General features: G+C 36.9%; 11 protein-coding genes. 2 read left to right on the top strand and 9 right to left on the bottom strand.

Features of this window, described 5'->3' with window-relative positions; genetic code table 11:
- Positions 1–384: 384 nt before the first annotated feature.
- A complete protein-coding gene (locus BMG01_RS09160; RefSeq protein WP_080539906.1) occupies positions 385–858 on the top strand; it encodes a transposase in 474 nt (157 codons plus the stop codon).
- 211 nt (positions 859–1,069) lie between these two features.
- Here BMG01_RS09160 and BMG01_RS09155 read toward each other — a convergent pair whose 3' ends face one another.
- The 9 genes from BMG01_RS09155 to BMG01_RS09115 all read right to left on the bottom strand — a co-directional run bounded on the left by BMG01_RS09155 (position 1,070) and on the right by BMG01_RS09115 (position 11,075).
- On the bottom strand, positions 1,070–1,996 hold the full coding sequence (locus tag BMG01_RS09155; protein WP_143472292.1) for a capsular polysaccharide synthesis protein: 927 nt from the start codon (positions 1,994–1,996) through the stop codon (positions 1,070–1,072).
- Positions 1,997–2,085: 89 nt separating this feature from the next.
- A complete protein-coding gene (locus BMG01_RS09150) occupies positions 2,086–3,483 on the bottom strand; it encodes a polysaccharide biosynthesis C-terminal domain-containing protein (protein ID WP_051586159.1) in 1,398 nt (465 codons plus the stop codon).
- A gap of 9 nt (positions 3,484–3,492) precedes the next feature.
- Positions 3,493–4,581, bottom strand: coding sequence for a polysaccharide pyruvyl transferase family protein (locus BMG01_RS09145; RefSeq protein ID WP_036068707.1), 1,089 nt, complete (start codon positions 4,579–4,581; stop codon positions 3,493–3,495).
- Positions 4,582–4,594: 13 nt separating this feature from the next.
- Positions 4,595–5,467, bottom strand: coding sequence for a UTP--glucose-1-phosphate uridylyltransferase GalU (gene galU, locus BMG01_RS09140; RefSeq protein WP_036068706.1), 873 nt, complete (start codon positions 5,465–5,467; stop codon positions 4,595–4,597).
- 161 nt (positions 5,468–5,628) lie between these two features.
- On the bottom strand, positions 5,629–6,576 hold the full coding sequence (locus BMG01_RS09135; RefSeq protein WP_036068705.1) for a glycosyltransferase family 2 protein: 948 nt from the start codon (positions 6,574–6,576) through the stop codon (positions 5,629–5,631).
- A 73-nt stretch (positions 6,577–6,649) separates the two neighbouring features.
- The gene (locus BMG01_RS09130; protein WP_036068704.1) at positions 6,650–7,765 is read right to left on the bottom strand and encodes a glycosyltransferase; all 1,116 of its coding nucleotides are present in this window, start codon (positions 7,763–7,765) and stop codon (positions 6,650–6,652) included.
- Positions 7,766–7,769: 4 nt separating this feature from the next.
- The gene (locus BMG01_RS09125) at positions 7,770–8,954 is read right to left on the bottom strand and encodes an EpsG family protein (RefSeq protein WP_036068703.1); all 1,185 of its coding nucleotides are present in this window, start codon (positions 8,952–8,954) and stop codon (positions 7,770–7,772) included.
- A 29-nt stretch (positions 8,955–8,983) separates the two neighbouring features.
- Entirely contained in the window at positions 8,984–9,979 is a 996-nt protein-coding gene (locus BMG01_RS09120) for a glycosyltransferase family 2 protein (RefSeq protein WP_036068702.1), read from the bottom strand.
- Entirely contained in the window at positions 9,969–11,075 is a 1,107-nt protein-coding gene (locus BMG01_RS09115) for a glycosyltransferase (protein WP_036068700.1), read from the bottom strand. Before BMG01_RS09115 ends, BMG01_RS09120 begins: the two co-directional genes overlap by 11 nt.
- A 420-nt stretch (positions 11,076–11,495) precedes the next feature.
- On the opposite strand from BMG01_RS09115, the gene BMG01_RS09110 reads away from it, so the two are divergent.
- A partial coding sequence (locus BMG01_RS09110) for a transposase (RefSeq protein ID WP_084013467.1) occupies positions 11,496–12,319 on the top strand: 824 nt, incomplete at its 3' end.

Here is a 12,319-nt window from a genome sequence, read left to right as displayed (position 1 = left end):
CCATGTCGCGATTACTGAGAACCATGCATTATCTAGTCATTAATCATCAACTGTATGATTACAAAGCTGTATCAAAGCACTAGTATTCTACATTTATAAGCCTAACATTTTTTAAAATCGATGTGAAGACAGCGGTTTATTTAAGTAGTGCTAATTGTTAACAAAATTTCAAAATAAAAGAAGTCAAAAACCTTGAAACACTTGACTTCTGGTAGAAAAACTTACTAACATTAAAGGTGAAGATTAATCTCGACGGAGATAGTCTTCACCTTTAATGTTAGTAAGTTTTATACCATCCGATTGAAGTCAAATCCTCGATTGAAGCGTATGGCACTTGATGGAAGATATGTTAATCTCGACAATCTTTTGATGATTGAAGGTTAGTTGACGACCGATGAATTTGAGTATCAAGCAGCCTCATGGGACAAAGCACGTCGTGTTATCGTTTTAAATGATGAACATGGCGGTACACAGTTCATCGTCACTAACCTAAGTCTTCCACAAAAAGACATCGTCCGTGTTTACCGCAAGCGTGCGGCGATTGAAGATATTATTCGCGAGCTTAAAGGTGGATTTGCCTTTGGCAAAACTGATAGCAGTTCATTTTTCGCAAACAAAGCGCGCATGTGGAGCTCAGTAATTGCATCAAACTTGATGCGGTTGATGAAGAGTATTGCGTTGGACGACCAGCAACAATCGTGGACAATCAACATCTTTCGAGACCGTTTGTTAAAAATCGGTGGACGTGTCACTAAGCACGCCCGCAAGGTGATCTTGACGTTAGATAGCCGCAACCAAGAACAGTTCGATGGTCTGTTCTGGCGAGCTTGGGAACGGCTAAATGCTTTGTGGCAATAAAACAACGAAGTAGATTTTCAAAAAAATAGCAAAATCTGGCTGGGTTTAGTGTGCCCATTTTTCTCAAAAAACGCTCAATCGGAAAAACACCCTGAAACCGTGCCAAGGTACTGGCAGTTTCAAGGTGATTTATCGTATTTTACTTATTTAGCTGTGGTTAAAAATTTAGTGCATGAATAATCCGGGTAAATTGGAATTACAACTGAAACTTTCATACTTCTCGTCCTTCCGTTTCATTTCGAACAATGACATTATAAAACGAATTTTCGACTGCATTAGAGGGAGCCTTTCTATTTGACAACTTAAAAAACGCCGTTCCATCTCGACGAGGATCATTTTGTACGTTGTATAAATCATCTTGGATTTTTACTAAAGTTTCTACACTTAAATTTGTTATAGGTACCAGGTCCAAATCATCAGCAAAACCTCCTATGTTTCTTGTGTACGCAAAATCTAACAAATAATCTATCAAAAAATAATCTGGTATCTTCATATCATTAAATATATAATGTTGAATCATCAAACTAGCAAATCTGAAATACTTTTTGCCAGCTTGACCACCAATTAGGTAAATGGACCATCGACCAGCAGGAACAAACTTGCCATTAAATTCATCACTATGTCTGATAGTAAAAATATCCGATTCAAACCATTCCAAATTAAAATTTTCCGATACCGTCAAAATAGTAGAATCAACCCAAATCCCACCATACTCATACAAAAGGGACATTCGTACTAAGTCTGAAAACAGTTGAATTGTTAACTCGCCACGTTGTAATGCTTGATATATAGCATCCTCAAAATGCAAGAATTCACCAATATTATCAGAAGTCAACAATTGCACATTAACATTTGGAATGTTATTCAACAGTTCAAAATTGTATTTTACTAGTGTTGACATATTAGATTCATCCCACCAAAAAACCCAAATACGGTTTTCAACGCGTTTACTACTCTTTTTAATATAATTTGAATCACCTGAATTTATTACTGAATAAGCTGCTTTTTCAACCTTTTTTCTAACCGACCTATGCATAATAGCGAAAACGAAGGCCGACACATTTTTCGGAATGTATTCTAAAGAAAAAATTTTACGTAATATATGATTAATCATCACTTGAGTACCTAGTCCTTTCAACTATCCTATGATTTAACAAAGTAAAAGATGACTTGTCAGCCGCTTTTCAAATAAATCTTGCTTAACCCGACACTAAGTCTTTAATGCTTCTAGCTCATTTTTGTGGTAATAAACTTATTCATACTACCGACAATTGTAGTAAGCAATTTCTTATTAGTAACAATAATCAGCAAAATTGAGACTAAACTCAACACAGCCGTCACTTGAGGTGAATGAATATAGTTCGCCACAAAAGCCATTAAAAACGCCAAATGTGAAACCGCAAGATACTTCCAATTCACTTTAATCTTCATGAACTTTTGGGTATCGAAGAAACGAACCACCGAAAGAAGCAGGAACGCAACACTGGTGCTAATCGCTGCACCAACCGCTCCAAATGATTTCGTTAGAATCAAATTCAATGCAACATTGATAATTGCCCCGAATATAGTTGTATACAGAACACCTTTTGTTTTTAATGCGGCGACATAGATTGTACCAAGGAACGATGCGATGCTGGTGTATAGAACTGAAACAGCAAGCCATGGAACAATCGTCCATGCTAGAAAATATGCTTGTGATAATAAAAGATGGACGATAAATTTATTAAACACAACAAGAAATACAATTCCTATTGTCAAAACTCGGATTGTCAAGTCAAGAATGTTCGAATAAAATTTAGATCCCTTCTCATCTTCAAATTCCTCGACAGCCGACATTTGCCATGCCTGAGTAAATATTGAATACAAAATAGATACAATGGAAGGCAATTTATTCGCGGCCGCGAATAACCCATTCGCAGCAACGCCAGCAAATGTTACAACAAAAATTCTGCTAGATGCACTAGATAACCACCACGATAGAGTGTTAGGTATCAACGGAATACTGTAGGCTAGCATTTTCTTTACCATCGTAAAATCCACGAATCGAAGTGAAAAATGGCGCCATACTTTCAGAAAAACAGACAAATAAATTGCTGACACAACTAGTGCTATCACCATCGATAGCAAAAAACCAGTTAATCCAAGCCTTAGAACAATCAAAAGAATCAAATTCGAGATGATTGTAACTACTGTGGAAATCAATCCTGTAAACGCAAAAACTCTAATATAGCCAATCGCTCGACTATATTCTTGCATCATATTAACAATTGCTCCTAAAAAAGTTAATGTGAAAATTACACCTATATGAGGCACCTTCCACACAAACGGAATAGCAATAGTTGAAATCACTAAACTAAAAGCAGAAATAACGAATCCATTTGTTAAAACCTTGGCTGGATTATACGTCTTGTCCAAAGCAAATCTAAATACTGCATCGATTGATGACAAAGTTATGATTGGCGTTACAACATTAACTATTGTTGTAATTAAATCAGATGCTCCAAAGTCAGCTGTGCTTAATAGCCTTGTATACAGGGGCACCATCAAAAATGTAAGTACCTTTGTACCCATATTTCCAATCGCAAAAAGAAGGGAATTATTTAGCAGTTTTTTGTATTTATCCATTTTTAGGTATCATCCCATCTCCCTGTTTAGTGCCGCTCCCAGCGAATCAAAATGCTTTTTTGCTTGAGTTTTCAAAAATGTAAGCTTTTCTACTGGAATTGCGGTTTCTTGCATCACCCCAAGGTCCATTTTCTCTGACAATTCATCCAACGTGATAACTTTTTGCTGAGGATACCAAGTATTGATAAAGTTTGTTGTCTTATCACTATAAGCAATGGAAACTACCGGCTTTTCAAACAACCACGCCAAAATCAAAGAGTGATATCTAGTTGCAACTACTGCTTTACTTGATTTAAATAAGCTCAATACCTGATCTACTTCAATATATTCAGCAACTGTAACCTGATCTACATTAGAAAAAAACTCACGTTTAACTCTTGAAACAAACTTCTTGTCATTACCGTCTTTGTCGATGGATACCAGTTTAACTCGTTCGCCTTGGCTCACAAGCAGCTTAATATTAAATACCACTGATTTCAGATACTCGTTAATTGTATCCGTATTTTCCGTTACATCGCCAATGTTCATTAAATTAAACAATACGAATTGCCCGTCTATTGTGGCAACGTTATCAACATTAAGCCCCAACACAACATCTGGTAATGTCGTTTGCTTCCTGGCATCGATCAATTCTTTTTTTTCAGAGGTAGTATCTCGCCAAGTAACAAAATCAAAGTTTTGGAAAACCTTTTTATACCATTGAATCATTGGTTGATTGTACACCGGTCCAAAGTTACTTCCTATAACAAACGCATTATCACTTACTTGTCCATAGAAATCCCGAATTCGCTTGTACAGAGGCGCAGAGTCTACATCCATAAACAATGAGCCACCCAGCAATGTATATGTATTGTATTTCTCGTGTGTAGCTTTAAACATACGTGACATCAACCACGCAGGAAAGAACCTTAAAAGCTTTTTTTGAATTGGGGATTTATACTTCATGAAATCTCCAAAACCTTCATAAAATTCGAACATTTTCTCACTTGTCTGAATTTCAAATTGCGTGTTTGGAAACCTTTCGGCTAACACACGCAAAAAGAGGTCATCCCCAAGATTCCCCACAAAATAACCATCCACAACATTTCTATTCTCCATAATGAACCACCCATTATAATTGATGAGCCAAATCCTTGATGTATTGCTTCAAGGATTCGCCAGTTTGTGGGTGGTTCAAACCGTATTCAATGTTAGTCGTCAAGAAACCAATCTTTGAACCGATGTCGTAACGCTTACCCTTGAATTCGTGGGCGTAAACGTGTTGACGCTTGTTCAATGAATCAATGGCGTCCGTCAATTGAATTTCGTTACCCTTACCAGGTGCCGTGTTCTCCAACTCTTCGAAGATTTCTGGCGTCAACAAGTAACGTCCGATGATTGCCAAGTCTGAAGGTGCATCTTCTGGCTTTGGCTTCTCAACGAATGAGTTAACTTGGTGCAAACCGTCTTCAACTTCCTTTTCAGGTGCAATCACACCGTATTCAGAAACTTGCTCGTGAGGAACCTTCATAACAGCAAGCGTTGACTCGCCTGTCGTGTTGTAACGGTCGATCAATTGCTTAGTCAAAGGGGTCTCATCAGCCATCAAGTCATCACCCAACATAACAACGAATGGCTCGTCACCGATAAATGACTTTGCAGTCAAAACGGCGTCTCCCAATCCACGTGGGTGTGATTGACGGATGAAGTACAAGTTAATGTCAGTCGTCTCTTCAACCAACTTCAATAATTCGTCCTTACCCTTTTCCTTCAAGTTGTTTTCCAACTCTGGGTTTGAATCGAAGTGATCTTCGATTGAACGCTTTGACTTTCCATCAACGATAACGATATCTTCGATACCTGATGCCAAAGCTTCTTCGATGATAAATTGAATCGTTGGCTTATCAACGATTGGCAACATTTCCTTGGCCAAGGCCTTAGTTGCTGGCAAAAAACGAGTTCCCAAACCTGCTGCTGGGATAATAGCCTTACGTATTGGCTTCATAATAAACTCCTCCATGAATAATTTTTGTATTTACGTATTTAACTTACAATTTACATTCTTATTTGAGTGATCTATTTCTATTGCATTTAAACTAAAAATCTCTAGTGATATCTATATTTTTACAAGTTAACATCCAAGACAAAAACTTAATTTCGATTACTTTAACGCTTGAGCAACTTGGTTTTCGTCAAAAACAACATTCCTTGTTTACTTGCATTTCCAAATAATAATCCGCGAATTAAATCAAACATCGGAACTTGAACAAGTTGTTCAAATACTTCCTCGTTCTGCTGACTATTCCAGTTATAAAGCATCCAAAGATTGTTGAATTTAATAATTTGGTAACTTTTAATCAATCTCTTATTATTCTTGATTAAACTCAAAAAATCGTGTTCCAAATATTCTAATGCCCAAAGTAAATCATCAGACTTTTTTTCTGAATAACTAGTTACCGTGCTGCCACTTCGTTGGTTTAAGTAGTAATATGCAACAGCTTTAGAAACAACAACCTTTTGCGCATCCGCAAGCAACTTAGGCACAAATGCCAAATCTTCAAAATAATGTCCCTCAATTAACGGGCGTTCAAAGATAAAATTCGTTTTATATATTTTTCCCCAGATAGACACATCTAAAAATTGTCCATTTCTTCTAAATGATTGTTCAACAGCTTCAAGGCCCGTGAACACCTTGAGTGTACTTGCCCTTTTGCCCGTCGCCTTTGTCTCGGGAATATCAGACGCTTCAAATATGTCTGCGTGCTGCACTGTTGCTATGTCTGCGTCAGGTACATAATTAATCGCATCAAACAAAATTGACAGATAGTCTGAGCTTACATAGTCATCAGCATCGACAAAAGTTACGTACTTCCCTCTCGCGTTTTTCACGCCTAAATTTCGAGCTGCTGCTTGCCCTTGATTTTTTGTAGAAATGGCATTTACAAAATCATTTTTATCTTCCAAGATAGCTAACACAGACTCAGTTTCGTCAGTCGATCCGTCGTTGATTAATAACAACTCAAAATCTGTGAATGTCTGGTTACGAAACATAGCAACTAATCTGTCCAACTCGTCACTTAGGTTATAAATAGGGACAACCACAGATATTTCCATAAACTTATACCTCACAAATGTTTCGTAAAAACAAAACACATACAACGCCATTACTAATTAAGCGGTTTACGACCTAATCTTTAAAATATTCTGAGATTACTTGATTGTAATGCCCATCAGAATATATAGACTGAGAGATGGTATCGTTCATCATCAGTCGATTATTATCCTTAGACTTGTACAGTAACTCATTTAGTTTGATAGCCCAAAATTCGTTAGAATCATCCTTATCCAAAAAGGTTACATGTCCAGTCGCATTCACAACGTTTGGCACAATTCGATCAACCGTTAACACTTCTAGACCCGAAGCCTGCGATTCAATAACTACAAATGGTAAACCTTCAAACCTTGACGGAAGTAATAATACGTTAGAAGCGCTCATCAAATCAGGAACATCTGATCGCATACCTAAAATATGAATTCGATTTTCGTATCCTGACTTATGGACAGCCTTTTCTATCTCGGAACGTTCATCTCCGTCTCCAACAACAATTGCATGAACATCCTCATTGCTGGCCATTTCTTCAAAAATCACACCAAGAATCTTTGGGTAGTTCTTCTGATACTGCATTCTACCAACCACAAGTACCACTCTACTTTCAGCAGGAATTGATAATTCCTGTCGCTTAGCACTAGCAATTTGTGAATTATATCGCCACGTTTCTGGGTTTACTGAATTATATATAACATCAAACTTTTGACGACCAAACATAAACTTCCCAGCATCTTCAGAAACTGCTAATCTTGTAGCATATTTCAAAGAATATCTGTTAGACAACAGCAAAACTAACGTAGCAACTCGTTTAGCAAAAGATGTATATTCCAACTTATTGTTATGTGAATGATAGACAGCCTTGATACCAAGACTTTTCGCTGCCTTTATCCAGTACGCACTATTAACTGATAACGCATTTACATATACGTAATCTAATCTCAAAACACTGAGTGCTTGTTTTGCTTTTGCAGTTCGCCCAAAAAAACTTTGAAAATTCAATCCATGACTTAAGGCATGAAAAATTTCATATTGTTTTTCATTAATACGATCTTCATAAGCGATATGCTTGCTTTCGTTGATATTGATGAATACAATGTCAAATACGTCGGCCATTCTGTCTGCGAATTTGATAATGTACGTTTCTAATCCACCTTGATTTTCACCATATCCAAATATGCCAATTCTTTTTTTCATTTAATTAGTACCAAATAGGGCCCAGTATCCAATAATAGGGATAAATTTCACCCTCTCCTAACTTCGTAATATGGTAAAACATGTACAAAGCATAAATTCCAATAACAATGAACGCCGTTATCTGATGGTTTCGTTTTGATATAACCATTCCTGAAAAAGGCAAAATCAAGACTTCAAAAAAATAAAAATAAAGCCCCATGCGTTGGAACACACCCGTTTGTAACCCCGAAATCTGCGTTGCAATATCCATCAGTGCAATAAAGGCAACAGTGAAAAACACCGCATCTGTTATCTGAATCTTTGTTTGTAGCTGTTGTCTGTCAGTTGCCAACATTATCACTAATGCAAACCCAATTGGAACAATCGTCAATAACAATCGTGACGGTGACGTTGTCGCTGTAACTAGATAATTATCTCCATTCAAGTAACTCGTGTACTTAATCATAAACGGCAAGGAGTTCAATACCCCAAACTTAATAATCAAAAATGACAATATTAAGCCAGCTGTTCCAACAAATACAGCCGATCCAAATCTTCTTCGAGCATTGTCACCCGCATTTTTGAACACAAGGTAAACAAACCAAATGGCTACAGCAACAACTGAGGTTCTGTGAAAAGTTGTAGCCAAAGCCAAAGGAACCAATGAAATGGTAAAACTCTTTCTGAAGCTCCATCTTGAATCAAAAAGAAATGATGCCCCAAGATAAACCAAGACCATCGCTACACTTTGTCTCATCAAATTCATAGTAAGCCCATAAAACAAGCCAAAAAATACAACGAACTGAATTACTGATGAAATACCAAATAACGATTCATACCTGAACGCTGCCCACAAAAACAGGAAAATAATGATAAACTCTAGCCAAAAAAAGAAGACATTGATATTATTCGAAAATTTTGAGACAACATAGTTTAGCAATGCATACCCAACTTCAGTTTGATTTGAGATTGTTATTTTTGCAAAATAATCCGCAAAATCACTAAATTGCGTGGCTAAATTAAAATTATAAAGCCCATAATTTTTTATATCTGTACCAATTACCAAAGTTCGTACGCCAGAAACAAACGCAAGCGGTATAGCAGCAACGGCCGCAATGCCAACCTGTGTTATTATATTATTTTTCCTTACTATTGTTCCTAATATCAAAAAAAACAATGTTATGAAAAATGGAATAAAGTAATATTGCATGCCGTCTAGTTCTCCTCAATGTTTTACCCTTACCTTTTGGGAACACTTCTTATCATTCCATCAAAAATACGTCTACCTAACTTAATAAAGATATGTAATACGTTGGCCTTCAACGTTGGAAACAGCATGGTAGACATTCGCGCATCAATTTCAATAGATTTAAGGGACTTCCAGATTGCATCCGTATCATGATAATTTCCATTTTTTAGCGCCCGTTTGTAAACACCAGTTAGTGCGGACAACGCTTTCGTGTCATAAGCCAACAACAACGCCTTCCTTGTTCGTAGCAACTCGCGGCCTTCTTCAACAACATCTACCAAATCCAACAATTTAGGGCTGAATCGTGAATGCATAATCGAGGTAGCCCTGTTAACATACGCATAGGAAGCAATATTATTCATAACTACGTCTCTAGACAAATTTGGCAAATAAAACGGAACTAGGAATTGTAAATCTTCAAAGAGAATGCCTTCTTTAAATTTAGCCTGTTTCAAGTCCGCCATTGCGTACATTTTGCCCCATGCACTTACATCAAACGAATCAGATTGTTTTAATAACTCTATCAAAGCCATATCTGCTCTCAAATGCGTACGACGCCCACTCAACTTGCTTGAAAATTCAAATGATTCATCATACCCATTTACATCTTCAAAACCGGTAATACTTGCAAAGAGCTCCTTATTAAGCAAAAAAGGTTCTAAAAGAACCTCAACGAAATAATCAGCGATAAAGTCATCAGAATCGACAAAAACGCCGTATTCACCAGTTGCATGATCAACACCCACATTTCGAGCACTTGAAAGCCCGCCGTTAGGCTTCGTCACTACTACTATCCGCTCGTCCAGCTTTGCATACTCTGATAGCTTTACCAAAGTTTCATCAGAACTACCATCGTCGACAAAAATAAGTTCTAGATTGTCATAGGTTTGAGATAGATACGTAGGAATCGTTTTATCCATGTACGTTGCACTGTTATAAAAAGGCACAATAACCGATACTAACGGCTGATTTAATCTATTTTCCATAATAATTATCCACTATCTTATCAATCATGGCGTCATAGTCAGCCGTGATTTCACTTTTAGTATTTTCTTTGTTTCTCAGTTTGTTTATAAATGCTTCCAACTTTTCAACTTGCAATGTTCTTGAATCATCAATATTAAAAAGCTCAGCGCCATTGTACATTTGAGCAAAATCGATATTTCCCGGTACGTTAGACAGGAAAACTGGAATGCCGAATGAACCGGCTTCTAAGAGTGAGTATGATAATCCCTCAAAAAAACTGGTCGAAAGGTACAAATCCGCTGCTCCTACCAACGCATTTGTTTTTTGCATTTCCCCTTTAAAAACTACACTGGTTTGTTCGTTCACAAAGTTCTTATATTCAGAATCGATTTGTCCAATCCAAACAAACTCAACATCCGGCATATCTTGTTTTACTCGATTTGCAAGATCTACAAATAAATCCGGATTCTTTTGTTTCGTTACTCTGGCAGTATTTACTACAACAAATTTATCCGAACTAGTTAACCGTTTCCGTTCAAAATCGTAATTAAAATCTGCCAAAATTGGTACAGCATTTGGTATAACTTCAAATTTTTCAGGCTTGTCTAATTTCACAGATAAAGCCGCCTGCATCTCAGATTCAGACACATTAAACGTTTTCGCTGTAAACCAGTGGCTCAGGAGCCGTTCAATCAGTACAAACATATTCTTTTTCTTGTCTGAAAATTCTTCCGATAGAAAAGAATATGCATGTGGCGTATAAAACACACGATTCACATTTGAAAGCTTTGCTGCAACTCTAGCAATCACACCTGCTTTAGATGAATGTGCATGAACAACTGCAATACGCTCATCCCTTATAATTTTGTGTACCGCAATCACAGACTTTATATCAAGAACCGGTGAAATATTTCTAACCATAGTTTTTAAATCGTACTTAGTTAGCTTAGATTCCGTTCTTGAAATCCAAGTATCAAAAGTCTTATCTGCAAAGTCTGAATTGTATACTAAAACCACTTCTATCCTACGATTAATCAGTCCATCCATTAGGTCGGTCAAGTGACGCCTTAACCCACCTCCCTCGGACTGTGTGATTATCATAACTTTATTTTTCATTAAAAAGCTCCATTATCACTCGTGCTAAACATTTGAATAACAGTCCGAAACAAGATGGCGATATCTGTTAGCAGACTCTTTTTTTCAATATAGGCAATATCTAATTGTACACAAATAAAGACACATTTAATTATATCACCTTTTAACTGCTCTTATACAAAAAAACTTACTAACATTAAAGGTGAAGATTATTCTCGACGGAGATGATCTTCACCTTTTTTAGATTTATTCTAAAATTGGTAGTGAAACTTAGGTCGTTGGTCCTTTTGACACCAGATGTTGTAGAAAAAAATGGCCATTTCACTGACTTTACCACACAATTTGATCTTAGTAAGTTAGGCGCTAGACATCGAGTATAGAAAATTAAATGGTCGTGAGGTTTCAGTGATTGTTTCAAATATTTTTTAAGGAGGTGCTATTATGCACTATGTTATTGGTATTGATGTCTCTAAAGCTACTAGTCAAGTTGCGGTGGCGGTTGATGGTAAGGTAACTCAACATTTCAAGATAACCCATGATGTCCTGGGATTCAATCAACTCAATACAATTATCATGCAATTTAATGAATTTCCTGATATTGTTTTTGAGGCGACCTGTATTTATTCGCGACGATTGAAATCATTTTTGGATTGGCATAATTATCCCTATACTTTTCTCAATCCCTTAGCAGCAAAAAAACAGTTGGATCAGCTTCGCCCGAATAAAAATGATTTGAATGATGCTAAAAACTTGGCTGAGACCCAATTCATTTTAGCTCGTGCTAAAAGTTATGTTCAAAATCCAATTTATATTGAGTTACAATATATGAGCCGCTTTTATCAACAAATTAATCATGATATTGTCAGTACAAAAGATAGGTTACATCGCATTTTACAACTGACCTTTCCTAAAATCGAAGGACTCTTTTCTGCCACCGATAGTCCACATTATTGGGAGCTCCTAACAATAGTGCCACATGCAATAGTTACAAGACGTTCGAGGCAAGCACTCATGGACACGATTCAAGCTGGGATTAGTTGGCATATCGGTCACGAGAGATTAAGTAAATTAGTCGATCAATTAATGAGTATGGGTCAGATATCAGCGCCTGCAGTTGCTGCCAATTCTTATAATGTTGCAGAAGTTATATACTATGCAAAGCGTTTGATTGAGTTGCATGGTACCAAGGGTGACATCCTGACTGCTATGGTAGATAAGGCTAAGGATTTACCGGAATACAGCATTTATCAAAGCATTCCAGGGTT

Origin of the sequence: Leuconostoc sp. BM2, assembly GCF_002095565.1 — a bacterium.
GTDB classification, from domain to species: domain Bacteria; phylum Bacillota; class Bacilli; order Lactobacillales; family Lactobacillaceae; genus Leuconostoc; species Leuconostoc falkenbergense.
This window is presented reverse-complemented; position numbering and strand designations above follow the sequence as displayed.

Bases quoted from the DNA above. Each gene is read 5' to 3' on its own strand.
- BMG01_RS09130 (WP_036068704.1), bottom strand. From the start codon at position 7,765: ATGAAAAAAAGAATTGGCATATTTGGATATGGTGAAAATCAAGGTGGA.
- BMG01_RS09125 (WP_036068703.1), bottom strand. From the start codon at position 8,954: ATGCAATATTACTTTATTCCATTTTTCATAACATTGTTTTTTTTGATA.
- BMG01_RS09145 (WP_036068707.1), bottom strand. From the start codon at position 4,581: ATGGAGAATAGAAATGTTGTGGATGGTTATTTTGTGGGGAATCTTGGG.
- BMG01_RS09135 (WP_036068705.1), bottom strand. From the start codon at position 6,576: ATGGAAATATCTGTGGTTGTCCCTATTTATAACCTAAGTGACGAGTTG.
- galU (WP_036068706.1), bottom strand. From the start codon at position 5,467: ATGAAGCCAATACGTAAGGCTATTATCCCAGCAGCAGGTTTGGGAACT.
- BMG01_RS09115 (WP_036068700.1), bottom strand. From the start codon at position 11,075: ATGAAAAATAAAGTTATGATAATCACACAGTCCGAGGGAGGTGGGTTA.
- BMG01_RS09150 (WP_051586159.1), bottom strand. From the start codon at position 3,483: ATGGATAAATACAAAAAACTGCTAAATAATTCCCTTCTTTTTGCGATT.
- BMG01_RS09120 (WP_036068702.1), bottom strand. From the start codon at position 9,979: ATGGAAAATAGATTAAATCAGCCGTTAGTATCGGTTATTGTGCCTTTT.